This is a genomic window from Halomonas rhizosphaerae (assembly GCF_030012485.1).
In the GTDB taxonomy this organism is placed as follows: domain Bacteria; phylum Pseudomonadota; class Gammaproteobacteria; order Pseudomonadales; family Halomonadaceae; genus Halomonas; species Halomonas rhizosphaerae.
On the sequence record NZ_JASCQQ010000037.1, the window covers coordinates 25,810 to 52,530 of the forward strand.

At 70.1% G+C, this 26,721-nt stretch carries 24 protein-coding genes and 1 tRNA gene; 12 read left to right on the plus strand and 13 right to left on the minus strand.

Annotated elements, in window-relative coordinates; translation table 11 throughout:
• Positions 1-8: 8 nt before the first annotated feature.
• The 7 genes from ribF to rplU form a co-directional block, all read right to left on the minus strand.
• The gene (gene ribF, locus QLQ86_RS16790; protein WP_282817734.1) at positions 9-1,094 is read right to left on the minus strand and encodes a bifunctional riboflavin kinase/FAD synthetase; all 1,086 of its coding nucleotides are present in this window, start codon (positions 1,092-1,094) and stop codon (positions 9-11) included.
• A 299-nt stretch (positions 1,095-1,393) separates the two neighbouring features.
• The gene (murJ, locus tag QLQ86_RS16795; protein ID WP_282817801.1) at positions 1,394-2,917 is read right to left on the minus strand and encodes a murein biosynthesis integral membrane protein MurJ; all 1,524 of its coding nucleotides are present in this window, start codon (positions 2,915-2,917) and stop codon (positions 1,394-1,396) included.
• Between the two features lie 219 nt (positions 2,918-3,136).
• The gene (gene rpsT / locus QLQ86_RS16800) at positions 3,137-3,403 is read right to left on the minus strand and encodes a 30S ribosomal protein S20 (RefSeq protein WP_282734453.1); all 267 of its coding nucleotides are present in this window, start codon (positions 3,401-3,403) and stop codon (positions 3,137-3,139) included.
• 361 nt (positions 3,404-3,764) lie between these two features.
• Positions 3,765-4,904 (minus strand): glutamate 5-kinase, encoded by a 1,140-nt coding sequence (proB, locus tag QLQ86_RS16805; RefSeq protein WP_282817735.1) that lies wholly within the window; start codon positions 4,902-4,904, stop codon positions 3,765-3,767.
• 53 nt (positions 4,905-4,957) lie between these two features.
• Positions 4,958-6,148 carry an Obg family GTPase CgtA gene (gene cgtA / locus QLQ86_RS16810; protein ID WP_282817736.1) on the minus strand — a complete coding sequence of 397 codons (1,191 nt, stop codon included), beginning with the start codon at positions 6,146-6,148 and terminating at the stop codon, positions 4,958-4,960.
• 85 nt (positions 6,149-6,233) lie between these two features.
• Positions 6,234-6,491 (minus strand): 50S ribosomal protein L27, encoded by a 258-nt coding sequence (gene rpmA, locus QLQ86_RS16815; protein ID WP_040183062.1) that lies wholly within the window; start codon positions 6,489-6,491, stop codon positions 6,234-6,236.
• A 34-nt stretch (positions 6,492-6,525) separates the two neighbouring features.
• Positions 6,526-6,837 (minus strand): 50S ribosomal protein L21, encoded by a 312-nt coding sequence (rplU, locus tag QLQ86_RS16820; RefSeq protein WP_282817737.1) that lies wholly within the window; start codon positions 6,835-6,837, stop codon positions 6,526-6,528.
• Positions 6,838-7,129: 292 nt separating this feature from the next.
• On the opposite strand from rplU, the gene ispB reads away from it, so the two are divergent.
• Both ispB and QLQ86_RS16830 read left to right on the plus strand, forming a co-directional pair.
• Positions 7,130-8,137 carry an octaprenyl diphosphate synthase gene (gene ispB, locus QLQ86_RS16825; RefSeq protein ID WP_282817738.1) on the plus strand — a complete coding sequence of 336 codons (1,008 nt, stop codon included), beginning with the start codon at positions 7,130-7,132 and terminating at the stop codon, positions 8,135-8,137.
• A 92-nt stretch (positions 8,138-8,229) separates the two neighbouring features.
• Positions 8,230-8,306, plus strand: a tRNA-Pro gene (locus QLQ86_RS16830).
• 101 nt (positions 8,307-8,407) lie between these two features.
• On the opposite strand, the gene QLQ86_RS16835 is transcribed toward QLQ86_RS16830, so the two are convergent.
• From QLQ86_RS16835 to QLQ86_RS16855, 5 genes are all read right to left on the minus strand, one after another.
• A complete protein-coding gene (locus tag QLQ86_RS16835; RefSeq protein ID WP_282734457.1) occupies positions 8,408-8,707 on the minus strand; it encodes a hypothetical protein in 300 nt (99 codons plus the stop codon).
• A 496-nt stretch (positions 8,708-9,203) separates the two neighbouring features.
• A complete protein-coding gene (locus tag QLQ86_RS16840; RefSeq protein WP_282734458.1) occupies positions 9,204-9,656 on the minus strand; it encodes a universal stress protein in 453 nt (150 codons plus the stop codon).
• Between the two features lie 257 nt (positions 9,657-9,913).
• Positions 9,914-11,410, minus strand: a complete 1,497-nt coding sequence (locus tag QLQ86_RS16845) for an SLC13 family permease (protein ID WP_282817739.1) — start codon at positions 11,408-11,410, stop codon at positions 9,914-9,916.
• 51 nt (positions 11,411-11,461) lie between these two features.
• On the minus strand, positions 11,462-13,027 hold the full coding sequence (locus QLQ86_RS16850; protein ID WP_282817740.1) for a phospholipase D family protein: 1,566 nt from the start codon (positions 13,025-13,027) through the stop codon (positions 11,462-11,464).
• Complete coding sequence (locus QLQ86_RS16855; RefSeq protein ID WP_282734461.1) at positions 13,017-13,259, minus strand: hypothetical protein; 243 nt, start codon at positions 13,257-13,259, stop codon at positions 13,017-13,019. Before QLQ86_RS16855 ends, QLQ86_RS16850 begins: the two co-directional genes overlap by 11 nt.
• Before the next feature lie 116 nt (positions 13,260-13,375).
• On the opposite strand from QLQ86_RS16855, the gene QLQ86_RS16860 reads away from it, so the two are divergent.
• A complete protein-coding gene (locus tag QLQ86_RS16860; protein ID WP_282817741.1) occupies positions 13,376-14,176 on the plus strand; it encodes a TlpA family protein disulfide reductase in 801 nt (266 codons plus the stop codon).
• Positions 14,177-14,290: 114 nt separating this feature from the next.
• Positions 14,291-17,239 carry an RNA polymerase-associated protein RapA gene (gene rapA, locus QLQ86_RS16865; RefSeq protein ID WP_282817742.1) on the plus strand — a complete coding sequence of 983 codons (2,949 nt, stop codon included), beginning with the start codon at positions 14,291-14,293 and terminating at the stop codon, positions 17,237-17,239.
• A 242-nt stretch (positions 17,240-17,481) separates the two neighbouring features.
• On the opposite strand, the gene QLQ86_RS16870 is transcribed toward rapA, so the two are convergent.
• Positions 17,482-18,387 (minus strand): TIGR01777 family oxidoreductase, encoded by a 906-nt coding sequence (locus QLQ86_RS16870; protein ID WP_282734464.1) that lies wholly within the window; start codon positions 18,385-18,387, stop codon positions 17,482-17,484.
• Between the two features lie 91 nt (positions 18,388-18,478).
• Here QLQ86_RS16870 and QLQ86_RS16875 point away from each other — a divergent pair, with 91 nt between their 5' ends.
• The 8 genes from QLQ86_RS16875 to QLQ86_RS16910 all read left to right on the plus strand — a co-directional run bounded on the left by QLQ86_RS16875 (position 18,479) and on the right by QLQ86_RS16910 (position 26,689).
• Complete coding sequence (locus tag QLQ86_RS16875) at positions 18,479-19,537, plus strand: NAD(P)/FAD-dependent oxidoreductase (RefSeq protein WP_282817743.1); 1,059 nt, start codon at positions 18,479-18,481, stop codon at positions 19,535-19,537.
• Positions 19,538-19,661: 124 nt separating this feature from the next.
• Positions 19,662-20,576: a MerR family transcriptional regulator gene (locus tag QLQ86_RS16880; protein WP_282734466.1), complete on the plus strand. Its 915-nt coding sequence runs from the start codon at positions 19,662-19,664 to the stop codon at positions 20,574-20,576.
• A gap of 13 nt (positions 20,577-20,589) precedes the next feature.
• Positions 20,590-22,008 (plus strand): deoxyribodipyrimidine photo-lyase, encoded by a 1,419-nt coding sequence (gene phrB, locus QLQ86_RS16885; protein WP_282817744.1) that lies wholly within the window; start codon positions 20,590-20,592, stop codon positions 22,006-22,008.
• Between the two features lie 27 nt (positions 22,009-22,035).
• A complete protein-coding gene (locus QLQ86_RS16890; protein ID WP_282817745.1) occupies positions 22,036-22,470 on the plus strand; it encodes a nuclear transport factor 2 family protein in 435 nt (144 codons plus the stop codon).
• 25 nt (positions 22,471-22,495) lie between these two features.
• On the plus strand, positions 22,496-23,278 hold the full coding sequence (locus QLQ86_RS16895; protein ID WP_282817746.1) for an SDR family NAD(P)-dependent oxidoreductase: 783 nt from the start codon (positions 22,496-22,498) through the stop codon (positions 23,276-23,278).
• A complete protein-coding gene (locus tag QLQ86_RS16900) occupies positions 23,275-24,648 on the plus strand; it encodes an NAD(P)/FAD-dependent oxidoreductase (RefSeq protein ID WP_282817747.1) in 1,374 nt (457 codons plus the stop codon). Before QLQ86_RS16895 ends, QLQ86_RS16900 begins: the two co-directional genes overlap by 4 nt.
• Positions 24,645-25,424 carry a DUF1365 domain-containing protein gene (locus QLQ86_RS16905; protein WP_282817748.1) on the plus strand — a complete coding sequence of 260 codons (780 nt, stop codon included), beginning with the start codon at positions 24,645-24,647 and terminating at the stop codon, positions 25,422-25,424. Before QLQ86_RS16900 ends, QLQ86_RS16905 begins: the two co-directional genes overlap by 4 nt.
• The gene (locus tag QLQ86_RS16910) at positions 25,421-26,689 is read left to right on the plus strand and encodes an SAM-dependent methyltransferase (RefSeq protein WP_282817749.1); all 1,269 of its coding nucleotides are present in this window, start codon (positions 25,421-25,423) and stop codon (positions 26,687-26,689) included. The genes QLQ86_RS16905 and QLQ86_RS16910 overlap by 4 nt, the downstream gene beginning before the upstream one ends.
• Positions 26,690-26,721 lie beyond the last annotated feature (32 nt).

Consider the following 26,721-nt stretch of genomic DNA (forward strand, 5'->3'; position numbering starts at 1 on the left):
CCTGGGGGTCAGCCGTCGTCGTGGTCGGCGGGCGTACCCGCCGAGGAATCGGAAGTCACGGCCTCGCGCGCCAGCGGCGCCGATGCCAGAGGAAGAGAATCGTCGCTGCCATCGCCCGCGGAATCCGCCGCGACGGGGTGGGCCGCGAAATCGGCACCGGCAGCGGGGTGCTCTCGAAAGTAGGCTCGGGCGCGCGCCTGATCGGCGCGGATCTGCGCCTTGAGCTCGTCGAAGTGGGCGAACTTCACCTCGCCGCGCAGCTTGGCGCAGGGGAACGCCGTCAGCCGCCTGCCGTAGAGGTCGCCGTCGAAATCGAAGAGGTGCACCTCGAGCACCGGCCGCTCGCTGCCCACCGTGGGGCGCCAGCCGATGTTGGCCACGCCGGGCAGGCGGCGCCCGTCGGGGAGCTCGGTAACCACCGCATAGACGCCCTGCAGGGCCAACGACCGGGCCGGCTGCGGCAGGTTGGCGGTGGGCACGCCGATGGTGCGGCCCAGCTGCCGGTCGGGCACCACCCGGCCGCCCAGGCGGTAGGGGCGGCCCAGCAGGCGCGCCGCGGCGGCGAAGTTGCCGCTGGCCAGCAGGGTGCGCACCCGGGTGCTGGAGACCCGCTCGTCGTCGATGGTGAAGGTGCGGGTATGCTCGACGCCGAAGCCGCGTGTCTCGCCCACCTCGGTGAGCAGGTGGAAGTCGCCGCGACGGTCGCAGCCGAAGCGGAAGTCGTCACCCACCACCAGGTGGCGCACGCCCAGGCCATCCACCAGCACCCGCTCGATGAACTCCAGGGCGGTGAGGCTGCGCAGGGCATCGTTGAAGGGCAGGCAGAGGATGCGGTCGACCCCGCACTCGCCGAGCAGCGCCACCTTGTCGCGCAGCCGGGTCAGCCGCGGCGGCGCCTGGTCGCCGGCGAAGAACTCCCGGGGCTGGGGCTCGAAGACCACCACGGTGACGGGCAGGCCGAGCCGGGCGGCCTGCTCGCGGCACTGGTCGAGGATCGCCCGGTGGCCGCGGTGCACGCCATCGAAGTTGCCGATGGTGGCCACGCAGCCGCGATCCTCGTCACGCAGATTGTGCAGTCCTCGAATCACTCGCATGGGCGTCATCACGCTGGGAAATAAAGTCCACGATTATAACGGACCGGGGGGCCCTTGACAGCCGGCGCGGCTTGGTCTTTCCCCGCCGCCTCTTGTGGAGGCCGGTGATCGGCTGCTTATTGTGGCAGCAGACGGTTCGACGCTTCGACTTGCACGGCGATTTGCCGCCATGATCATCCGAAGCTGCCTCTATCGCGGTGCAAGCACCGCTCCCACATGCCCCCCAGCCACCGTCCATGAATTGTGGGAGCAACGCTTGCGTCGCGATCCGTCGCGGAGCGGCGGTTGGTTGGCATCCTTCAGCCCTTCATCCGAAAATGGCGAAGCCGCACCCCGAAGGCCGCCAGCCAGGCGAAGTAGACCGCCACCCCGGCCGAGACCAGCACCGCCAGCCAGCTGGCGCGGGTCCAGACGCTCCACTCGAGCCAGGCCTGCCACTCGGGGGCCAGCCAGGCCAGCCCCACGCCCATCACCGTGCAGCCGCCGAGCAGCTGCACGCCGTAGCGCCCCCAGCCGGGCTGGAAGACCAGTACGCCCTGCTTGCGCAGCAGCCAGCCCAGCAGGCCGGCATTCAGGAAGGCCGAGAGCGCCGTGGCCAGCGCCAGGCCGGCATGGGCCAGGGGCCAGATCAGGATCAGGTTGAACACCATGTTGGCGACCATGGCGATGATGCCCACCTTCACCGGGGTGGCGGTGTCCTGGCGGGCGAAGAAGCCCGGCGCCAGCACCTTGATCAGCATGAAGGCCACCAGGCCGAAGGCATAGGCCCGCAGGCTCATTGCCGCCATGGCGATGTCGCGCTCGGTCATGGCGCCGTAGTGGAACAGCGAGATCAGCAGCGGCTCGGCGAGCACCGCCAGGGCCAGCGCCGCGGGCAGGCCGAGCAGCAGCACGGCGCGGATTGCCCAGTCGAGCATGGCGGCGAAGTGCTCGCCGGACTGCTCGGCATGGCGCTTGGAGAGCGCCGGCAGGATCACCGTGCCGATGGCGATGCCGAACACCCCCAGCGGCAGCTCCACCAGGCGGTCCGAGTAGTAGAGCCAGGAGACGCTGCCCGCCGCCAGCAGCGAGGCCAGCACGGTGTCGAGCAGCAGGTTGATCTGGGAGACCGAGACGCCGAACAGCGCCGGCGCCATCAGCCGCAGGATGCGCCGCACGCCGCTGTGGGCGAAGTCGGGCCAGGGCCGCGGCAGCAGCCCCAGCCGCGCCAGGAAGGGGACCTGGAAGGCCAGCTGGGCGCCGCCGGCGATCAGCACGCCCCAGGCCAGCGCCATGGCCGGCTCCTCGAACAGCGGCGTGAGCAGCACCGCCGCACCGATCAGCGAGAGGTTGAGCAGCACCGGGGTGAAGGCCGGCACGGCGAAGCGGTTCCAGGTGTTGAGCGTACTGCCGGCGAAGGCCGTGAGCGAGATCAGCAGCAGATAGGGGAAGGTCAGCCGCAGCATGTCGGCGGTCAGCGCCAGCTTCTCCGGGTCACGGCCGAAACCTGGCGCGAAGGCCCACACCAGCCAGGGGGAGGCCAGCATGGCCAGCGCCGTGATCAGCGCCAGCACCGCCGTGAGGCTGCCGGCCACCGCATCGAGCAGCTCCTTCACCTCGCGCTTGCTGCCTCGGGTGGCGTATTCCGAGAGCACCGGCACGAAGGCCTGGTTGAAGGCCCCCTCGGCGAACAGGCGGCGCAGGAAGTTGGGGATCTTGAAGGCGACGAAGAAGGCGTCCGCCCCGTTGCCGGCACCGAACAGGGTGGCGATCACCACGTCGCGCGCCAGCCCCATCACCCGCGAGAGCATGGTCATCACGCTGACCACCAGGCCGGAGCGCATCAGGCCGCCCGCCTTGGGCGCCACCGCGCGGTCGTGGTCGTCGACGGTCGGCGGGCGTGGTCCGCCCTCAGGTGTCTGGCGTTCGTCGTCCCGGGGCTCGGGAGGCTGTTCGTGATCCGTCACCGTCTGTTCCTCGTTCGGCGCCTCGGCGGGCGCTCGGCAAGAATCGCGGACACAAAAAAACCGGCCGCAGCCGGTTTTTCTGCTGGCGCTCCCGACTTACGCCGCGAGTGCCTTGATGCGCTTGTTCAGGCGGCTCTTCAGGCGCGCGGCCTTCTTCTTGGAGAGCACGTCCTTGTCGGCGATGCGGTCGATGACCGGCTGCGCCTGCTTGAAGGCGTCCATGGCCTGGGCGTGGTCACCGCCCTGGATGGCCTTGATGACGCGCTTGATGTAGGTGCGGACCATGCTGCGCTGGCTCGCCTTCAGGACACGACGACCTTCCGCCTGACGGGCACGCTTGCGGGCTTGCTTGCTGTTCGCCACTGACTGTCTCCTTGGAGAAAGTTGTGGTCGCCATCTGTGGGCGACACTTGATAACTGTATGATCCAACAGGGAAATAAAAAATCCCCGCCGGCCTGGCCATGTTGCCGGCTGCGCCGTCGAGCGCAGTCGCTTAGGGGCCGTGTCTGAGAGGATGGCGTATCCTATCACGCCAACCCCGTGCTTGCCATAGCCCAACGATTGTGCAAAGCGAGAAGCGCCGGGGACGGGTCGAAGAGGGGGTCCTACGCCAGGGATGGCGTCGGTAGCGCCCAAGGAGGGGTTCACAGCGCCCCCTCGCAGGCCTGTCGCCGGAACAGCTTCGAGCGTCACCACCATCTGCGATGATTCAGCCGGTAGTTGCTAGAGCACCACCAGGTTGTCGCGGTGGATCAACTCCGGCGCCTCCATGTAGCCGAGGATGGCCTCGATCTGGTGGCTGGGCTTGCCGACCAGCTGGCGGGCCTCGTCGGCACCGTAGTTGACCAGCCCCTTGGCCACGCGATGCCCCTGGTCGTCGACGCAGAGCACCATGTCGCCGCGGCGGAACTGGCCGCTGACCGCGGTCACCCCCACCGCCAGCAGGCTGGAACCGCTGCCCTTGAGCACCTTCACCGCGCCGGCGTCCAGGGTCAGGCTGCCGCGCACCTGCAGCTGTCCCGCCAGCCAGCGCTTGCGCGCCGCCATGGGGGCCTGCTCGGGCAGCAGCAGGGTACCCAGCCGCTCGCCCTCGGCCAGGCGGCCGAGCACGTCCGGCTGGCGACCGCTGGCGATCACCGTGACCGCACCGGAGCGGGCCGCCAGCTGGGCCGCGCGCACCTTGGTGGTCATGCCACCGCGACCGAGCGCCCCGCCACCGCCGGCCACCGCGGCCAGGCTGGGGTCGTCGGCGCGCCCCTCGGCGATCAGCCGCGCCTCGGGATGGCTGCGCGGGTCGGCATCGAACAGCCCCTCCTGGTCGGTGAGGATCACCAGGGCGTCGGCCTCCAGCAGGTTGGCGACCAGGGCGCCCAGGGTGTCGTTGTCGCCGAAGCGGATCTCGTCGGTGACCACGGTGTCGTTCTCGTTGACCACCGGCACCACCCTCAACGCGACCAGGGTGCGCAGCGCCGACCGGGCATTGAGGTAGCGCTTGCGGTTGGAGAGGTCGTCGTGGGTGAGCAGCACCTGGGCGGTGAGCAGGCCGTGGCGGGCGAAGTGGCCCTCGTAGCACTCGGTGAGGCCGTTCTGGCCCACCGCCGCCGCGGCCTGGAGCTCGTGGACCGCCGAGGGCCGGGCCTGCCAGCCCAGGCGCACCATGCCGGCGGCCACCGCCCCGGAGGAGACCAGCACCACCTCGATGCCCCGGCGATGCAGCGCGGCGATCTGGTCCACCCAGCCGCCGATGGCCGCCTCGTCGAGGCCGCGGCCGTCGTTGGTCAGCAGTGCGCTGCCGATCTTCACCACCACCCGGCGGGCGCGTTTCAGGGCCTCGCGGCCGACCACCTGCTCGTTGCTTTCCATCCTTTCCTCGGCTCACCCGTCAACGGGCACCCAGCTTGCGGATCGACCGCCCCTCAGGGGGCGTACTCGACCTCGACGTCATAGTCGTCGTCATCGAAATCGTCGTCTTCATCCTCGTCGTCGCGCTTGCGCTTGCGGCCCAGGCGGGCCTCGGTGCGGGCCACCGCCTCGTCCTCCATGCGCGCGCGCATCTCACGGGCCCGCTCGGCGGCCTCCTCGTCCTCGTTCTCGAGGCGGCGCTGCTCGGTGAGCCAGCGATAGGCCGCCTGGACCAGGGCATCGGTGCCGTCGCTGGAAATCGCCGAGATGCGGAACACCGGCCCTTCCCAGCCCAGACGACGGACGATCTCGTCGGCCACCGCCTCGCGCTCATCGGCCGGCAGCAAGTCGAGCTTGTTGAGCACCAGCCAGCGCGGCAGCTCGGCCAGCGCCGGGGAGAACTCGCCCAGCTCGTGGATGATCGCCTCGGCGGCCTCCACCGGGTCGGACTCGTCGAAGGGCGCCACGTCGACCACATGGAACAGCAACCGGGTGCGGGTCAGGTGCTTGAGGAAGCGCAGCCCCAGGCCGGCGCCGTCGGAGGCCCCCTCGATCAGGCCGGGCACGTCGGCCATCACGAAGTGCTCGTGCAGGCCAAGCTTCACCACGCCCAGGTTGGGCACCAGGGTGGTGAACGGGTAGTTGGCGACCTTGGGCTTGGCCGCGGAGACCGAGCGGATCAGCGTCGACTTGCCGGCATTGGGCAGGCCCAGCAGGCCCACGTCGGCCATCACCTTCATCTCCAGGCGCAGGTTGCGGCGCTCGCCCTCGGTGCCCGGCGTGGTGCGCCGCGGCGCCCGGTTGGTGGAGGACTTGAAGTGGATGTTGCCGAGCCCCCGGCGACCGCCCTGGGCGACCAGCACCACCTGGCCGATCTCCGTGACGTCGGCGATCACCTCGAGGGTGTCCTCGTCGATCACCGTGGTGCCCACCGGCACCTTGACGTGCAGGTCCTCGCCGGCGCGCCCGCTCATCTGCCGACCCATGCCGGGCTGGCCGTTCTGCGCCTTGTAGAAGCGCTGGTACTTGAAGTCGATGAGGGTGTTGAGGGCATCGTCCCCGATCAGGTAGACGGTGCCGCCATGGCCCCCATCGCCGCCGTCGGGGCCGCCCTTGGGCACGTACTTCTCGCGCCGGAAGCTCAGGCAGCCATTGCCGCCCTTGCCGGCTTCCACGATGATCGAGGCTTCGTCGACGAACTGCATCTCTTACTCTCCTGACGGCCCATGCCGCCATGATACAAGAAGGCCCCGCCTGGGCGGGGCCTTCTCGCTGCAAGCGTCAGGGGCCTCAGGCAGAGACGACACTGACGAACTTGCGGTTCTTCGGACCCTTGGTCTCGAACTTGACCACGCCCTCGTCCAGCGCGAACAGGGTATGGTCCTTGCCGATACCTACGCCGGTGCCGGCGTGGAACTTGGTGCCACGCTGGCGCACGATGATGTTGCCCGGGTTGACGACCTGGCCGCCGAACAGCTTGACGCCGAGGCGTTTGGATTCGCTGTCGCGACCGTTACGGGTGGAACCCGCTGCCTTCTTGTGAGCCATTGCAAATACCTCGCTCGTTCAGGGGAACAGCCGCTTACGCGGAGATCCCGGTGATCTTGACTTCAGTGAACCACTGGCGGTGGCCCTGACGCTTCATGTGGTGCTTGCGACGACGGAACTTGATGATGGTGACCTTGTCGCCACGACCGTGGGAGACGACCTCGGCCGCCACCTTGGCACCGTCGACCAGCGGGGCGCCAACGGTGACGTCCTCCTCATTGCCCACCAGCAGGACCTCGTCGAACTCGATGGTGTCGCCGGTCGGCACTTCCAGTTTCTCGAGCTTGAGAGTCTGGCCTTCCTGAACGCGGTACTGCTTGCCACCGCTCTTGATAACTGCGTACATGCTTTTCTCTCCAGGACTCATCGGGTGTTGGCTCTTCATCGACCTGCTGCGAGTGGCGCCCCTTCCGGCAGCCATCTGACAGGGAGCGTGATGAGTGGGTCGCGGATTATAACCGCGGGCGAACGACCGCACAACCCGTGGAGCGCCCTCCCGGGGGCGTGGCCGGCACCCCGGCCGAGGGCCCGCCAGCACCGGCTTGACGCCCCCATGGGGGCCCCATAGCATGGCCGGCAACCCGATGCCAGAAGGGGCGCCCGTCGCCCCGGCCCCACCTACCCGCGAAACCGCCTCCATGCCAGCGAACGCCTCACCGCCCCCGTCATCCCGCCCCGCTCCCGCGTCGCCCCTTCATGCCGCGGTGGCCGATGATTTCCTCGCCGTGAACCGCACCATCATGGACCAGCTCGCCTCGCGCATCCCGCTGGTGGAGACCATCGGCCAGTACATCATCGAGAGCGGCGGCAAGCGGCTGCGCCCTCTGCTGGTGCTGCTGGCAGCGCGCTCGCTGGGCTACGCCGGCGACCGGCACATCACCCTGGCCACCCTGGTCGAGTTCATGCACACCTCGACGCTGCTGCATGACGACGTGGTCGACGAGTCCCACATGCGACGCGGCAAGGCCACGGCCAACGATGCCTGGGGCAACGCCCCCTCGGTCCTGGTGGGCGACTTCCTCTACTCCCGCTCCTTCCAGATGATGGTGGAGGTGGGCTCCATGCGCATCATGGACGTGCTCTCGCGGGCCACCTGCACCATCGCCGAGGGCGAGGTACAGCAGCTCACCAACGTGGGCAATCCCGATACCGACGAGACGGCCTACTTCGAGACCATCCAGGGCAAGACCGCCATGCTCTTCGAGGCGGCCTCCCACAGCGGCGCCATCCTCGCCGACGCGAGCCCCGACCAGGAGGCGGCCCTGCAGCATTATGGCCGCTACCTGGGCCTGGCCTTCCAGCTGATCGACGACCTGCTCGACTACCAGGGCGACGCCGAGGCGATGGGCAAGAACGTGGGCGACGACCTGGCCGAGGGCAAGCCGACCCTGCCGCTGATCCAGGCCATGGCCGCCGGCTCCCCCGCGCAGCGCAGCCTGGTGCGCCAGGCCATCCGCCAGGGCGGCCTCGACCACCTGGACGAGGTGCTGGCCATCGTGCGCGACACCGGCGCCCTGGACTACACCCGGACCCGCGCCGAGGAGATGGCCGACAAGGCCCTGGCACAGCTCGACGCGCTGCCCGAGAGTCCCTTCCGTGACAGCATGGCCGAGCTCGCCCGACTGGCCGTCGACCGGCAGAACTGAGCGGCGCAAAGCCGCTCGAGGGGCTTGCATGCCGGCAAGGCTTGCGTATAATGCGCTCCGTCGGTCAGCACAGACCCGACGCAAGAAAGAATCGGAGTATAGCTCAGCTTGGTAGAGCGCTGCCTTCGGGAGGCAGAGGTCGTAGGTTCGAATCCTGCTACTCCGACCAGAGAACACAGTAAAAAACCGCCACTTACGGATCATTCCGAGTGGCGGTTTTGCGTTACTGGTCTTCCTGGTAGCGGTTATCGCCGCATGAAGGTACTCCGCTCAGCGGCGCAGCTTACGCACGTTAGACTGCGTCTTGGTACTGTAGGGCTTCAGCGCCGCCGCCGTGATCCGTACGGGATCGGCACCGCTGGCCGCCGCCACTGCCGCTCGCTCGCTCGCCGTGGCGAAGATCGTCGCCTTCTCCATCATCATGCCCATGGCATCGGGGCCGGTCATCCCGCCACTGGCCATCATCATCATGCGACGGGCGATCACCTCACCGGCAGAAAGCGTCATCCTGTTGTAGGAAGAGGCCACCTTCATCCACTCAAACATCATATTCATCGGGTTATTCGTCATTTCGTCTGGTACTCCTCGTCCTTTCGGCCTCCGATCTTGCGCTTTTTCATAATATATTTCTCCGGAGAATGACTGGCTATCGACGCCTGAACCTCGGCTTGAAGTCAGCGAGACGCAGGGTTGGTTCAAGATACTCTTGCCGGCGATCTGTGTCGGTGCGCTGGCCCACTCTCGCCGACCCGATACTTGCCCTCATGCCATGGCCGCTGGACTTGCCCGGCAACGGGAGAGCTTCGGCAGCCTGGCTGAGCGGATTATCGGTCCGCTTGTGTCGCCCGACTTACTGGGGCGTCATGCCGCATGGCTTGCGGCGAGTCTACAGGGTGGGGGTACCCGGGAACGCAAGGACCGTGGCCATGCACCAGCAGAGCCGGGCATGTCCTGACGACCTCATCCGAAGAAGCACCGGGTGCTTATGTCCAGGTGCGTGCCGTTGCCCCGGCACCGACCGCCTGATGAAGGGGCAAGACCATCGAGCATCCGGCCCCCTGACTCATCAGGTCACGGTAATGACGGTGCAACCGGCGGTATGGCTGACCTTGTGGGAGACGCTGCCGAACACCATGCCACGCACGTCGCTGACGCCGCGGCTGCCCATGACGATGGCATCGACACCGAGTTCCTCGGCCTCGCCGGTGATCAGCTCCGCCGGGCGCCCCTGGCGCACCACCTCCTTGACCTCGATGCCGGAAAGGTCGACGGTGGCGCGCGCCTTGTCGATCGCCTTGTGGGCCTCCTCCTTCATCCCGGCCGCCAGCTTCTCGCGCTCCTCCTCGGAGAAGGGTTCCGCCGTGCCACCGGTGAACAGGCCGATGTTGTCCGGCGGAAACTCGGCCACGGTCATCAGGTGCAGGACGGCGGAGGTCCCCTTCGCCAGCTGGGCGGCCACCTGGAGTGCCTTCTCGGCATGGCTGGAACCGTCGATGGGAACGAGGATTGACTGGTACATGATTTCTGTCCTTTCAGTGACATACCGGGATACCCCGCGGCACCCCTCCTGAATCCTAGCCTAGGCGCCTGTCGGGCTTAACGCTAATCTACTGCGAGGGTCGGTCTTTCGGCCAAATCCATTCGATCTGATTCGTTAAATAGCCGGCTATTCGCCTCATCAGATCGATGAACTTGTCTCGAAATCCGTCTCTCTCGCGACGATCGGTCAAACCCGACAGGCGCCAGACGCTGACGGCAATCCGGCAATGTCCTGGATCAAACGCTCCAGCCGAAACCCAGCACCGGCATGGCCAGGGCAAACACCACCAGGGTGATGACCAGGACCGCCGCCAGCCCCACCAGGGCCCCGGCGCGCATCATCTCCGCCACGCTCAGCCGGCCGCTGCCGAAGACCACAGCATTGGGCGGGGTGGCCACCGGCAGCATGAAGGCACAACTCGCCGCCATGGCCACCGGCACGGAGAGAAGCAGCGGGCTGGCACCGAGGCTCACGGTCAGCGAGGCCGTCAGCGGCAGGATCGCCGCCGCGGTGGCGGTATTGCTGGTCACGTGACTCATCAGCATCACCACCACCACGACCATTGCCACCATGCCCCAGGTCGGCCAGGCACCGAAGGCCCCCAGCCCCTCGGCCACCACCGCGGCCAGGCCGCTACCCTCGATCGCCGTGCCCAGGCTGAGCCCACCGCCGACCAGTACCAGTACCCCCCAGGGCAGCTGACGGGCACTGTCCCAGTCCATCAGGAACTGGCGCTGGCGCCAGCGGGCCGGCACCACGAACAGCAGCAGGGCCCCGATCACGGCGATGCCGGCATCGCTGAGCGACACCTGCAGCCAGGATTCCAGCAGCGGGCGGGTGACCCAGGCCAGGGCGACGAGGGCGAAGACCGCCGCCACTCGCTGCTCGGGACGGCTCATGCGGCCCAGGTCCTCGGCCTGCTCGCGGAGCATCTCAGCCACTCCCGGCAACTCGTCGTGGCTCACCGGGTAGATCCAGCGGGTCAGCAGCCACCAGGCGAGCACCAGCAGCAGCAGGGCGGGGGGCACGGCCACCAGCATCCACTGGGCGAAGCCGATCTCGATGTCGTAGTTGTCGGCCATGAAGCCGGCCAGCAGCGCATTGGGCGGCGTGCCGATCAGGGTGCCCATGCCACCGATGTTGGCGGCCAGGGCGATCCCCAGCAGCAACGTCAGGGCCATGTGGTGGCTGGCGCCCTCGCCGCCCTCCCGCTCCAGCATGCTCAGTACCGAGATACCGATGGGCACCATCAGCGCGGCGGTGGCGGTATTGCTGACCCACATGCTCAGGGCCGCCGTGGCGACCATGAAGCCGCCCACCAGTCGGTCCGGACGCAGTCCGGAGACGCGCAGCACCAGCATGGCGATGCGGCGGTGCAGGCTCCAGCGCTGGATCGCCTCGGCCAACAGGAAGCCGCCGAGGAAGAGGAAGATCAGCGGATTGGCATAGGGCGCCGCCACCTGGTCGATGGGCGCCACCCCCATGAGCGGCAGCACGGCCACCGGCAGCAGGGCGGTGACCGCGATGGGCACCGGCTCCAGCACCCACCAGATCGCCATCCAGGCGGTCAGCGCCACCACCTGCCAGGCCGCCGCTGGCATCTGTGCCGGCGCTTCCACCAGCGCCAGCAGCAGGAAGGCCAGCGGCCCCAGCGCCAGCCCCAGCGGGACCTTGAGGCGCGCCAGGCGTGACGGCGATGCCTCCGGGGCATCCACGGACGTCGAGTCGGACATGGCTCCTCCCTGTCGTCGGCTGTTCCCAGCATACACGGGGGACGGAAGGCGTCAGAGCCAGGGCTCCAGCCCCAGCACGCCGCTGAGCCAGGCGATCAGACGCGCCCACGACGAGCCCGGTTCACGCTCGAGGTGAACCGGCCGGCCATCGATCAGCGTCAGCCAGTGCAGCCGTCCCCGGTCATCGAGCTCGAGGGCATAGCTCTGCTGGGGGCTCGCCCCCTCGGCCACGAACGCCATGAAGTCGTCGAACAGCGGCCCGCTCTCGGCGAGCACCCCCACCTCGGTGTTCCACCACACCGAACGGGGATCGGCATTGGCCGAGCCCACGAAGAGCCGATCCCGATCGATGCCCAGCGCCTTGATGTGCAGCACCGAGCCAGAGCTGCCGAGATGCTCGTCGCGCGAGTCGCCGTCACCCTCCAGGTCGCCGCGCAGCTCGAAGAGCGCCACGCCACTCGCCAGCAGCGCCGCCCGGTAGGGCGCGTAGGCGCCGTGGACGACCGGCATGTCGGAGGCCTCCAGGGAGTTGGTGACCACCGTCACCTCGACGCCCGCTTCGGCAAGAGCCTGCAGCCGGCGGCTGCCCGCCTCGGTGGGCACGAAATAGGCGGAGACCAGCAGCAGCCGCGACTCGGGGGCCACCCGCTGCGCCAGCTGGCCGGCCATGGTCTCGGCCAGTGGTGGCCGACCGCGGCGCGCCGGCTTGCCGGGCGGGTCCCAGAGGGCCTCGGCCCCTCCCCAGTGGAGGGCATCGGCCAGCCGGGTGCGGGAACGGCTCTCGTAGCGCTCGCGCAGGGCCATGAAGTAGGTCGAGTCGCTGCGCGCCTCGAGCCAGGCGGCCAGCCGGTCGCGCAGCACCCGCCAAGCGCCGGGGTCGGCCTGGCGATAGCGGCCGATGGGCTGGGCCAGGCCATGGTTCCAGTAGAGGTCGAAGCTGCGCGACAGCGGCTCCATCACCGGGCCCATGACCAGCAGGTCCAGGTCGGCGAAGTTGCGCGGAGAGCCCGCGCTGAAATACTCGTCGCCCAGGTTGCGCCCGCCGACGATGCCCAGGGCGTTGTCGGCGAGCCACAGCTTGTTGTGCATGCGCCGGTGCTGGCGGCCGGCCACCGGCAGCGAGACCAGTACCCGGCTGGCCAAGTGGCCCCGCCCCAGCGGCACGGCGTTGTAGACCCGCACCTGGATGCGCGGGTGGCTGTCCAGGGCGGCCAGGCGCGCATCCTGGCCGACGGCCCCGATGTCGTCGAGCAGCAGCCTCACCGTCACGCCGCGCTCGGCGGCCTCCAGCACTCGGTGCAGCAGGGCCCGGGTGGTGATGCCATCGCCCATCAGGTAGGTCTGGATGTCCAGGCGCCGCTCGGCCCGGGCGGCGAGCAGCGAGCGCACGGCGAAGGCATCGCGGCCGTCGGCGAGCAGCGCCAGGCCGTTCAGCCGACCATGGGGCGCGGCCTGGTCGAGGGCCCAGCGGCCCAGGGCGGTGGAGGCGATCGCCTCGGGGGGCAGGGCCGAGGCGTGTTCCCGGGCGACCGGGGAGACCGCACAGCCGGCCAGCAGCAGGGTCAGCGCCAGCAGCCCACCCCGCCACAGGCACCCTGCGACCCGGTCAGTCCACATCGCCATCATCGTCGGCCAGGCGCCTGGCCATGGCCTTGCGCGCCTTGTTGCGGCGGTAGAGGCGCACCAGGGCGATCCACAGGGCGGCCGTCACCATGGCCGCCAGGGTCCAGCCCTGCCAGGGGCGCGCGGCATCCCCCATCAGGGTCTCCAGGGTGATGATCAGGATGAAGCCCGTCGCCTGGCTGGCGATCGCCAGGGCGCGCAGGGTATCGAAGGCCGGTCGTGCCATGAGTGCTCCCGCTGGATGACAGCCCTGCCCGCCGGCAGTAGGCTTGGCGAATCGAACTCGCCCAGTGTAACCGCTGCGGCGCCCGCCGCCGACCTCTCGGGAGTCACCGCCACGACATGGATGCCATCGCCCTGGGGCCCGTGCTGATCGCGCTGCCGCGCCTCTATGCCTTCATTGCCGCCCTGGCCCTGCTGGCGGCCAGCGCCTTCCTGCTCGGCCTGCCCCGGCGCCGCCATGCCCGCTGGTTCAACGGCCTGCTGCTGGCCTGGCTGGTCGGCGCCCGCCTGGGGCATGGGCTGATGAACCTGGGCACCTATGTCGAGGCGCCCCTGGACATCCTCAAGTTGTGGCAGCCCGGCTACCATGGCCTCTGGGGCCTGCTGGCCGCGCTGGGCTGGACCGCCTGGTCGCTGCGCGACCGGCTCGGGGCGATGCTGGGCGGCATGGGCCTGGCGCTGGGCGCCTCGCTGCTGTGGCTGACGCTGGTCACCCTGGCCCCGCTCGGCGGCGGCATGGCCCTGCGCGAGCTGCCCGACCTCGCCCTGGAGAACCTCGACGGCGAAGAGGTGAACCTGCAGTCTCTGTCCGGCGAACGGGTGGTGGTCAACCTCTGGGCGACCTGGTGCCCACCCTGCCGTCGCGAGATGCCGCTGCTGGCCGAGGCCGACACCCGGGAGGGGGTCACCGTGGTGATCGTCAACCAGGGCGAGGAGCTGCTGCAGGTGGTGCGCTACCTCGACGACCAGGGCCTCGACTTCGGCCATGCCCTGCTCGACCCGCGCCAGCGGCTGATGGTGCTGGCCGAGTCGCCGGGCCTGCCTACCACCCTGCTGTTCGATGGCGAGGGGCGCGCCCTGGATCAGCACGTGGGGGAGCTCACCCGGGCGCAGCTGTCGACATGGCTGGAGGAGCGCTGATCGGAGGGAGTGCTTAAGCCGCGCCGGGCTTTGCTGTAAGATACCGCGCCCTGTCGCCGCCGGGCCGGGTGTGGCCAGCGGCACCGAACCGATCCCAAGCATCCCCGAGGCACCATGAGCGACTACTCTCCCGGCCAGCGCTGGATCAGCGACGGCGAGGCCGAACTCGGCCTGGGCACTATCCTCAACGTCGACGCCCGCAGCGTCACCGTGCTCTTCGGCGCCAGTCAGGAAACCCGCACCTACAGCAGCCGCAACGCCCCCCTGACCCGGGTGGCCTTCGCCGGCGGCGACCGCATCCAGTCCACCGAGGGCTGGCAGATGACCGTCGACGACAGCAAGGAGGTCGGCGGCCTGATCGTCTACATCGGCGAGGACGACGCCGGCGAACTGTGCGAGCTGCCCGAGGCGCGGCTCGCCGACACCATGCAGTTCGACCAGGCCCGCGACCGCCTGCTCACCGGCCAGGTCGACCGCAACGACTGGTTCGACCTGCGCTTTCGCACCCTGCACCACTTCCACCGCATCGAGCAGAACCCGGCGCTCGGGCTGGCCGGCCCGCGCATCGACCTGATCCCCCACCAGCTCTACATCGCCGACGAGGTGGCCCGTCGCCACGCGCCAAGGGTGCTGCTGGCCGACGAGGTGGGGCTGGGCAAGACCATCGAGGCGGGGCTGATCCTGCATCGCCTGCTGCTCACCGGTCGCGCCGAGCGGGCGCTGATCCTGGTGCCCGCGAGCCTGACCCACCAGTGGCTGGTGGAGCTGCTGCGCCGCTTCGCCCTCGAGGTCACCCTGCTCGACGAGCAGCAGAGCCAGGCCCACGGCGACGCCAACCCCTTCGACGCCGGCCAGCTGGTACTGGCCAGCCAGGACTGGCTGTTCGCCAACCCCCATCGCCAGCAGCAGGCGCTGGCCTGCGACTGGGACCTGCTGATCGTCGACGAGGCCCACCACCTGGACTGGAGCCCGGAACAGAGCGGCCCCGGCTATGCCTGCGTGGGGCGCCTGGCCGCCCAGGTGCCCGGCATCCTGCTGCTCACCGCCACCCCGGAGCAGATGGGCCTGGAAAGCCACTTCGCCCGCCTGCGCCTGCTCGACCCGGATCGCTACCACAGCCTCGAGGCCTTCCGCGAGGAGGAGCAGCACTACGTGGAGGTCGCCGAGGCGATCGACGCCCTGGAGCGCCTGCCGGGCGATGACGCCGACCGCTCGCGGGTCGCCGCGGTGATCGCCGAGCCCGACAGCCTGGCCCTGCTCGATACCCTGGCCGACCCCGAGCGCGGCGACGACCAGCACGCCGCCGCCCGCGACCAGCTGCGCGACCAGCTGCTGGACCGCCATGGCACCGGCCGGGTGATGTTCCGCAACAGCCGCCGCCACGTGGGCGGCTTCCCGGAGCGCCGCCTGTACATCGCCGAACTCGAGGCGCCCTCCTCCTACCGCCGGGTGCTGCGCCGCCTGGCGCGTGACGAGGACTACCTCGACGAGCTGCTGATCGAGACCGGCCTCGACCATCCCGAGGTGCTGATCTACCCCGATGCCATGTACCGGGCGCTGACCGACGACCCGCTCAACACCGAGCCCTGGTGGCAGTTCGACCCGCGGGTGACCTGGCTGCTGGAGCGCCTCGCCGACGACGGCGAGGGCGGCTTCGCCGATGACAAGGTGCTGGTGATCGCCCATGACCGCGAGACCGCCCTGGGCCTGGCCGAGGGGCTGCGGGTGCTCGGCGGCTACCAGGCCCCGGTGTTCCACGAGGGGCTCTCGCTGGTGGAGCGCGACCGCGCCGCGGCGGCCTTCGCCGACCAGGAGGAGGGCTGCCAGGTGCTGGTCTGCTCGGAGATCGGCTCCGAGGGGCGAAACTTCCAGTTCTGCCGCCACCTGGTGATGTTCGACCTACCGCTGCACCCCGACCAGCTCGAACAGCGCATCGGCCGGCTCGACCGCATCGGCCAGCGTTACGCCATCGAGCTGCATGTGCCGGTGTTCGCTGGCAGCCCCGGCGAGAAGCTGCTGCGCTGGTACCACCAGGGCATGGACGCCTTCAGCGCGCCCCATGGCCTGGGCAGCGAGATCCATGCGGCCTTCGGCGACGCCCTGGCCGACAGCCTGCTCGACGACGAGAGCCTCGAGGAGGTGATCGCGGAGACGCGGGCGCTGTTCGAGGCGCGCCTGGCCGAGCGCGACGCCGGCCGCAACCGCCTGCTGGAGCTCAACGCCTGCCGTCACGAACGCGCCGATGCGGTCATCGAGGCGATCCGCGAGCTCGACGCCGACAAGGCCCTGACCCGCTACCTGGACCAGGCGCTGGACATCTTCGGCGTCGACAGCCAGGAACTGGGCGGCGACATCCTGCACCTGCAGCCGAGCCCGCAGATGCTCGACGGCCTGCCGGGCCTGGTGAAAGGCGAGGAGGGCTTCTCGGCCACCTTCTCCCGCGCCCGCGCGCTGGCCCGGGACGACGTCCAGCGCCTCTCCTGGGAGCATCCGCTGCTGCGCGAGATGATGGGCCGGATCCTCGACGGCCCCATGGGCAACACCGCCCTGGCGCTGCTCAGGCACCCGGCGATTCCCGCCGGTCGCCTGATGGTCGAGCTGGTCTTCCGCACCCACTGTCCCGCGCCGAAGCGCCTGCACCTCAACCGCTTCCTGCCGCCCACCGCGGTGCGCGTGCTGCTCGACGAGTCCGGCGCCAACCTGACCGACAAGATCTCCTTTACCGGCCTTTCCAGGGCGGTGCAGAAGGTCAAGAAGGCGGTCGCCCGCGACCTGATCAAGAGCCGCCACGACCGGCTGCGCGAGCTGCTCGACGGCGCCGAGACCGAGGCCGAGCGGGAGTTGCCGAGCATCGTCGAGGCCGCCCAGGTGCGCATGCGGGCCGAGCTCGATGCCGAGCTCAGCCGCCTCGAGGCGCTCTCGCGGCTCAACCCGGCGGTACGCGCCGACGAGCTCAAGGCGCTGCGCGCCGAGCGCGCCGCCCTGGACGAGGCGATCGAGGGCACCCGGCTACGCCTCGATGCGGTACGGGTGATCGTCACCGTTGGTGACGAGACGCGCTGACGCCGCGGGTCGGGGCTGATCCGGGGACAGGCCTGCGAGGAGGCGCTGTGAACCCTTCCATGGGCGCTACCGATGCCATCCCTGGCATAGGACCTCCTCTTCGACCTGTCCCCGGCGCCCCTCGATGCGTTTCGGGAGGTCTTGTAGGCTGGATAAGCCAAAGTCGCAGCCGGAGGGTCATGCCCGGCGCCCTGACGCTTACCGGTCCCACTTGGCGGCTTGGCCGCTTGGCCGCTTGGCCGCTAGCCCAGAATATCGGCCAGGGCCTTTTCCAGCGTCGGGAACCTGAACTCGAAGCCCGCCTCGAGCAGCCGGGCCGGGCGCATGTCGGCACCGGTCAACAGCAGCCGCGACATCTCGCCGAAGGCGGTCTCCAGGGCAATGGCCGGCACCGGCATCAGGGCGGGACGCCCCAGCTGCTTGGCCAGGGTGCGGGTGAACTCGGCATTGGTGACGGGATGGGGCGCGCTGCCGTTGAAGGGGCCCTCCAGGTCCTCGCGCTCGAGCAGGAAGAGGATCGCGCTGACCAGGTCCTCGCGGTGGACCCAGGGCATGAACTGCGTGCCGTCGCCGAAGCGACCGCCCAGCCCCAGCTTGAAGGGCGGCAGCATCTTCTGCAGGCTGCCGCCGCCGGCATCGAGCACCAGGCCGATGCGCAGCAGGGCCACTCGCACGCCGAAATCCGCCGCCTCCCGGGCGGTGTCCTCCCAGCGCTTGCAGAGGCGGTGGGCGAACTCGTCATGGGGCGGAGTCTCTTCGGTGACCTCGCGATCGCCCTGGTCGCCGTAGTAGCCCATCGCCGAGGCCGAGACCATCACCCGGGGTGTCCGGCCCTGGCTGGCCTGGAGCTGCTCGCAGAGCATCACCAGGTCGCCGGTGACGTTGACCCGGGAATCGATCAGGCGCTTCTTCTGGTTGTCGCTCCAGCGCCGGGCGGCGATCGACTCGCCGGCCAGGTTGACGATGGCGTCCGGCGGCGTGTCGACGAAGTCCAGCACCGAACGGCGGATATCGCAGCCCTCCGGTAGGCGGTCGCGCACCTGCTCCGGCTCCCGCGACACCACCAGCAGGCGATGCCCGGCCTCCTTCAGCCGCCGGCAGAGCCGCTGCCCGACGAAACCGCTGCCGCCCGTGATCAGCACTCGCATCCGGAATCCCTCCCAAGCCACCGTGAGTTATACAGCCGTTGTACACTTCTGCTAGTCTAGCGATGAACGCCGTTGACTGCACGAGATGACCATGCCCCAGCCTCCCGTTTCCACCGCCATCATCGGCGCCGGTATCGCCGGCCTCGCCTGCGGCCAGGCCCTGCGAGCGGCCGGCCTGCCGGTGCGCCTCTTCGACAAGGGTCGCGGCCCCGGGGGGCGCATGTCCAGCCGACGCCTGCCGGGCGCCGTGGTCGACCTGGGCGCGCAGTTCTTCAGCGTGCGCGACCCGGCCTTCCGTCGCCGGGTCACCGCCTGGCAGGACGCGGGCCACGTCGCCCCCTGGCCCGAGACCCTCTGGCAGGTGAGCGAGACGGGCTGGCAGCGTCACCGGGACGACGTCGAGCGTTTCATCGGCAGCCCGCGCATGAGTGCCGTGACCCGCCGGCTGGCCGAGGGGCTCGAGGTCGCCACCGACACGCGCATCGAGCGCCTCGAATCCCGTGACGGCCAGTGGTGGCTGCTGGACCAGCACGACGAGCGCCACGGCCCCTTCGCACGGGTGGTCATCGCCGTACCGACGCCCCAGGCCGCGACGCTGCTGGCCGGGCACGAGCCGACCCTGGCGGAGGCCTGCGAGGCGGTGATCCAGCGTCCCTGCTGGACGGCCTGGGCGCGCTTCGATGCGCCGCTGCCGTCCCTGCCGGGGGTCGACGACGACTGGCAGGCGGTACGCCTGGACCTCGACCAGGACCGGGCGCCGGCCGCCGATGCGCTGCGCTTCGTCAGCCGCAACGACCACAAGCCCGGCCGGCACGGCCAGGGCGAGAGCCTCAGCCTGCTGGCGAGACTGGAGTGGAGCGAGGCCCACCTCGAGCGCGATGCCGAGGCCGTGGCCCGGGCGCTGCTCGACGCCTTCCGAGGGCGCCTGCCACGCGGCGTCGCGCTGCCCGAGCCCACCGACCTGGGGGGCCACCTATGGCGCCACGCCCAGCCGGACGTCTTCGCCGCGGGCGAGGCCGTCAACCTCGACTACCGCCGCTCGTCCTCGGGGCTGGCACTGTGCGGCGACGGCTGGCGCGGGCCCCGGGTCGAGGATGCCTGGCTCTCCGGCCACCATCTCGGCGAGGCCCTGGCGGCCGACACCCCCTGATCCCATCGCGACTGGAGACTCCCATGTCCTATGCCCAGATCCTGCTCGCCCACGGCTCCGGCGCCCCGCACTGGCGGGCCCCCTTCCCACACTGCGCCGAGCAGGCAAGGGAGTCGGCACGCTCATGAATGACGAGGCAAGGCGTCCGGCCGACACCCCGCTCTACCCGATCCGCGAGGTCTCCCGGCTGACCGGGGTGAACTCCGTCACCCTGCGCGCCTGGGAGCGACGCTACGGCCTGATCAAGCCGCAGCGAACCCCCAAGGGGCACCGCCTCTATGCGCGCGAGGATATCGAGCGCGTCGAGCGCATCCTGCAGTGGCTGAATCGCGGGGTGCCGGTCAGCCAGGTCCGCGAACTGCTCGACCAGCCGGAGACCGCGGAGGCCCCGGCGCCGGCGGCCGGTGATTGGCCCGGCCAGCGTCGCCTGCTGGTGAGCGCCGTGCAGGCCCTGGACCTGACGCGCCTGGAGGAGCTGTTCAACCAGTCGCTGGCGCTCTACCCGGTGCCGACCTGCCTGGCCGAGCTCTGGCAGCCGGTGGTCCGTCAGCTCGAGGAGGGCTGGGGGGAGCAGCTCGGCGACGTGCTGCAGCGCCGCACCCTGGAGACCTTCCTGCGCACCCGCATCGGCACCCGGCTCCTGCATGCCAACCGGCTGGGCAGGGGCCCGACGCTGCTGGTCGCGCCCCTGCCCGACGACCCGTCCCCGCTGTGGGTGCTGCTCACGGCCCTGGCCGCCAGCGACCGCGGCTATCGGGTGCACCTCTTCGACGCCCCGCTGCCCTGCAGCGAACTTCCGCTGGCGGTGGAACGCTTCCAGGCGACGGCCCTGCTGCTGGCCAGCGGCAAGGCCGAGAAGGCCGAGCTGGTAAGGCGCCAGCTGCCGCGCCTCGCCGAGCAGCTCGAGGTGCCGCTGATGGCCTGCGGCCCCATGGCCCGCATCCGCGAGGCCGACCTGGAAGAGACCCGGGTGGAGCTGCTGGGCGATGACCTCGGCGAGGCCATGGAGCGCCTCCAGGCCCACCTTCCCGTGCGCTGAACCGGAGCCGTCCATGACCCGCCCCGTGATCGCCTGGTTCCGCAGCGACCTGCGCCTCCAGGACAACGCCGCCCTGGCCGCGGCCGCCCGCCAGGGGCCCGTGATCGCCGTCTTCCTGCGCAGCCTCCCCCACTGGCAGCGCCACGGGCACGGCGCCAACAAGCTCGACTTCTGGGGCCGCGGGGTGGCCGCCCTGCACGACAGCCTGGGCGGCCTCGGCATTCCGCTGCTGCACCGCGACATCGACGACTTCGGCGAGGCCCCGGCGGCCCTGCTGGCCATCGCCCGGGAGACCGATGCCGCCGCCCTGCACTTCAACCGCGAGTACCCGGTGGACGAGCGGGCCCGCGACGCCGCGGTGATCGAGGCCTTCGACGCGGCGGGCCTCACCGCCACCGGCCACCATGACGCCGTGGCCTTTGCGCCCGGCGAGCTGCTCACCGGCAAGGGCGACTACTACGGGGTCTTCACCCCCTTCGCCAGGGCCTGGCACCGCCAGCTGACGCCGGAACGGATCGCCCTGCACGACACCCCGCCGCCCCAGGGACGGCTCGACATCGCGTCTGACCCGCTGCCCGAGCTTCCCGGACTGAAGGACACGCCCGTCGACGGCCGCCAGTGGCCGGCCGGCGAGGGACCCGCCGCCGACCGCCTGGAGCGCTTCCTGCGCTTCCGGGGACGCCACTACGCCGCGCAGCGCGACTTCCCGGCCATCCGCGGCACCAGCGAGCTCTCGCCCTACCTGGCGCTGGGCATGATCTCCCACCGCCAGTGCCTGCAGGCGGTGCTGGCCGAGAACGACGGCGCCCTGGCCGAGGGCGACGCCGGGCTCACGGCCTGGGTCAACGAACTGGTGTGGCGGGAGTTCTATCGCCACGTGGCCGTCGGCTTCCCGCGAGTCTGTCGCCATCGCCCCTTCCAGCGCCACACCGAGCGGCTGGCCTGGCGCGACGACGAGGCCGGTTTCGCCGCCTGGTGCGAGGGTCGCACCGGCTATCCCATCGTCGATGCCGCCATGCGCCAGCTCGTCGCCACCGGCTGGATGCACAACCGCCTGCGCATGGTCACCGCCATGTTCCTCGCGAAGCACCTGCTGATCGACTGGCGCCGCGGCGAGGCTTTCTTCCTGCGCCACCTGGTGGATGGCGAGTTCTGCGCCAACAACGGCGGCTGGCAGTGGGCCGCCTCCACCGGTACCGATGCCGCCCCCTACTTCCGTATCTTCAACCCCACGACCCAGTCGACGCGCTTCGACCCCGACGGCCGCTTCCTCGCCGAGTGGCTGCCGGCGCTGGCCGGGCTGCCGGCGAAGGCCCGTCATGCCCCCTCACGCGACCTGCTGGGCGGCCTCGACTACCCGGCCCCCATCGTCGACCACCGGGCGGCCCGGGCCCGCGCCCTGGAGGCCTTCAAGGCCCTGAACGCGGCATAATGGCCATCTGACAAGGGAGACCCTGCCATGCGCCAGGCACCTGACCTGGAGGCCTTCTGCGCCTTCTTCAATAAACTGGACAAGACCTGTACAACGAAGTTATACGAGGTATACACTGACGACGTCGACTTCATCGACCCGCTGCACCAGATCAGGGGTCGGGAGGCGCTGGAGGCCTACTTCCGCACCCTGTACGAGAACGTGACATCGTGCCGCTTCACCTTCCACGAGACGCTGCAACGGCACGACACGGCATTCGTCACCTGGACGATGCACCTGGTGCATCCCCGCCTCGACGGCGGACGCGAGGTGGAGGTCGAGGGATGCTCGCACCTGCGCTTCGCGGAGGACGGCCGGGTGGCCAGGCACCGCGACTACTTCGATGCCGGCGCCCTGCTCTACGAGCGCCTGCCCCTGCTGGGGGGCGCGATACGACTGGTGAAGCGACAACTGGCCCGCTGACGGCCGCCGAGAACGGGGAGAGACCATGAGCACAGCGAGCGACAGGCAGCGCATCTGGCTGACAGGGGCCACCTCGGGCATCGGCCGTGCCCTGGCCGAACGCCTGCTCGACGAGGGGCACCGGGTGGCGCTCAGCGCGCGCAGCGAGACGGCGCTTGGTGAACTCGCCGCCGGTCGCGACAACGCCCTGCTGCTGCCCCTGGACGTGGCCGACCGCCAGGCCGTGCGCCAAGCCGGCGAGCGGCTGGGCGAGGCATTCGGCGGCCTGGACCTGGTGATCCTCAATGCCGGGACCTGCGAGTACCTGGACGTCCGCGACTTCGATGTCGACCTCGTCGAGCGGGTCTTCGCCCCCAACTTCTTCGGTGCCGTCTACGGCGTCGCGGCCGCCCTGCCCCTGCTGCGCCGGGCCCGCGCCGAGGGCGGGCGCCCGCTGCTGGCCGCCACCTCCAGCGCCGCGGCCTACCTGCCGCTGCCGCGCGCCGAGGCCTACGGCGCCTCCAAGGCCGCACTGAGCCACTTCCTGGAGTCGCTGCGCCTCGACCTGGCCGCCGAAGGCATCGACGTGAGCCTGATCCACCCCGGCTTCGTCAAGACCCCGCTGACCGACCGCAACGACTTCGCCATGCCCATGCGCGTGACCGTCGACGAGGCCGCCACGGCGATCCTCGAAGGCCTCGCCAGGCGCCGCCTGGACATCCACTTCCCGCGACGCTTCACGCTGCTGGTGCGGCTGGCGGGCATCCTGCCCCCGGGCCTGCGCCTCCGCCTGGGACGGCGCATGACACGCCAGGAGACCCGCCGATGACCGCCTCGTTCACACCGCCGCACCCGCCCCGTGACGCTGCCCGCCGGCATGCTGCCCGACGCATTGCCGTGATCGGCAGTGGCATCGGTGGCATGGCCGCCGCCTGGTACCTGTCGAGCCGCCACGAGGTGACGCTGTTCGAGGCCGCCGACCGCCTGGGCGGCCATACCGCCACCGTCGATGTCGAGCTGGCGGGCAGGCACTACGCGATAGACACCGGCTTCATCGTCTTCAACGACTGGACCTACCCGCATTTCCAGCGGCTGATGGCGAGACTCGACGTGGCCAGCCAGCCCACGGAGATGAGCTTCTCGGTGCACGAGACGGCACGCGACTTCGAGTACAACGGCCACACCCTGGCGAGCCTGTTCGCCCAGCGGCGCAACCTGCTGCGACCCAGCTTCCATCGCCTGCTGCGCGATATCCTGCGCTTCAACCGCGAGGCGACCCGGGCACTGGAGGAGGGCCGGCTCGACCCCGCCATGACCCTGGGCGGCTGGCTTGAGGCCAACGGCTTCAACGACGACTTCCAGCACCACTACCTGCTGCCCATGGGCGCGGCGATCTGGTCGGCCAGCATCCGCGACCTGCGCGACTTCCCGCTGCTGTTCTTCGTGCGCTTCTTCCGCCACCACGGCCTGCTGTCGGTCAACGACCGGCCCCAGTGGCACACCCTGGTGGGCGGCTCGCGCAGCTACATCCCGGCGCTGACCGCGCCCTGCGCCGGCCGCATCCACCTGGCCACCCCGGTGCGCGGCATCCGCCGCCATGCCGACTGGGTCGAGGTGCGCACCGCGGGCGGCATCCAGGCCTTCGACCAGGTGGTGCTGGCCTGCCACGCCGACCAGGCGCTGGCGATGCTCGACGACCCGAGCGCCGCCGAACGCGAGATCCTCGGCGCCCTGCCCTACGCCGACAACGAGGTGGTGCTGCATACCGACACCCGGCTGCTGCCACGCCGCCGGCGCGCCTGGGCGAGCTGGAACTACCGCCTCGATGGACGCGGCGACGACGCCCGGGTCTCGGTGACCTACGACATGAACATCCTGCAGCGCATCACCGCCCCGCATACCTTTTGCGTGACCCTCAACGACAGCGCCGCCATCGACCCCGCCAGGGTGCTGGGCCGCTTCACCTATGCCCATCCCCAGTTCACCCTGGCCGGCCAGGCGGCCCAGGCCCGCCATGCCGAGATCTCCGGGCCCGAGCAGCGCACCCACTACTGCGGCGCCTACTGGCGCAACGGCTTCCACGAGGACGGTGTCTGGAGTGCCCTGCGGGTGGCCCGCGCCCTGGGCTGCGACGAGGACGACCATCACGAGGTGCAGCCGGCCATGCCGGCACCGGCCGCCGAGGAGCACGTGGCATGACCCGCTCGCCGCGCTCGCGCATCTATCGTGGCACCCTGCGCCATCGCCGTTTCCTGCCACGACCGCATGCCTTCGAGTACGGCCTCTGGATGGCCTGGCTCGACCTCGACGAGCTCCCCGAGCTGTTCGACGGCGTGCCCGGCTTCAGCGCCCTACGCCCGGCGCTGGCGCGCTTTCGCCGCGAGGACTACCTGGGCCCCCACGACCGCCCCCTCAAGCAGGCGGTGCGCGAGGAGCTGGAGCGCCAGCTGGGCAGCGCCCCGGACGGGCGGATCTGCGTGCTGACCCAGCTGCGCACCCTGGGGCTGGGCTTCAACCCGGTATCGCTCTACTACGCCTATGATGCCCGCGGCGAGCTGCGCGCGGTGCTCGGCGAGGTGAGCAACACGCCCTGGGGGGAGCGCACCCGCTATGCCTGCGCCGTGTCGCCTCGGCGCCACGGCCATGTCGCCGAGTTCGACAAGGTCATGCACGTCTCGCCCTTCAACCCCATGGACATGACCTACCGCTGGCGCTTCGACACCCCCGGCAAGACCCTGTCGATGCACATGGAGAACTGGAAGGACGGCGAGCGCCACTTCGACGCCACCCTGACCCTGCAGGCCCGACCGGCCACCCGCGGCGTGCTGCTGGCCACCCTGGCCCGCCAGCCATGGATGAGCCTGAAGACCCTCGCCGGCATCCATTTCGAGGCGCTGCGACTCTGGCTCAAGCGCATTCCCGTCCATGACCATCCCGGCCAGGACCCCCCTTCCCGTGAGGAGAGCTCGTCGTGAACACCCTTCGCTCCGCCACTGCCCGCCCCCTGGCCCCCGAGGGCGACCGGCTGACCCGCTGGCTCAAACCCCGGGTGCTGGCCCAGCTCGACCGCCTGGAGGGCGGCAACATCACCCTGATCGACGGTCACAAGCGCCATCACCTGGGCCAGGGAGGGCCGCTGCGGGCCACCCTGGTGGTGCGCCACCACCGGGCCTGGAAACGCCTGGCACTGGGCGGCACCGTGGGCGCGGCCGAGGCCTACATGGAGGGGGACTGGGATGCCGACGACCCGGTGGCCCTGGTGCGACTGTTCGCCGCCAACTTGGAACGGGTCAATGGCGAGATCGAGAACGGCCCCGCACGCCTCGGACGCTGGCTGCTCGGCGCCCTCTACGGCCTGCAGCGCAACAGCCTGAGCGGATCGAAGCGCAACATCGCCGCCCACTACGACATCGGCAATGCGCTGTTCGCCACCTTCCTCGACCGTGACCACCGCATGTACTCCAGCGCGGTCTTCCCGCACCCCGAGGCGAGCCTGGAGGAGGCCTCGACCCACAAGCTCGACCTGATGCTCGAGAAGCTCGATGTCCAGCCCCACCACCACCTGCTGGAGATCGGCACCGGCTGGGGCGGGCTGGCCATCCATGCGGCGAAGACCCGCGGCTGCCGCGTGACCACCACCACCATCTCCGCGGAACAGTATGCCTTCACGGCGCGGAGCATCGAGGAGGAGGGGCTGGGCGAGCGCATCACCCTGCTCCAGCAGGATTACCGTGAGCTCGAGGGCCAGTACGACCGGCTGATCTCGGTGGAGATGATCGAGGCGGTGGGCCACCAGTACCTGGGCACCTACCTGGCGACCCTGGACCGGCTGCTCACCGATGACGGCCAGGCGATGCTGCAGGCGATCACCATACGCGACCAGCGCTACGAGGAGGCTAAGCGCGAGATGGACTTCATCAAGCGCTACATCTTCCCGGGGGGCTTCCTGCCGTCGCACCGCGCCATCCTCGACGGACTGACCCGCCACACCTCGCTCAACGTCGTCGACCTGGACGAGATCGGCCAGCACTACGCCCGCACCCTGCGCGAGTGGCGTCATCGCTTCGAGGCCAGCCTGGAGACCGTGCGCCGACTCGGCTATGACGAGCGCTTCATCCGCATGTGGCGCTACTATCTCTGCTACTGCGAGGGCGGCTTCATGGAGCGCACCATCGGCACCTGCCAGCTGCTGCTGGCCAAGCCCGGCGCACGGCCGGCGCCGCTCACCGGGGCGGCGTGATCCGCGATGGTCACCCGATCCGATAGCCCCGT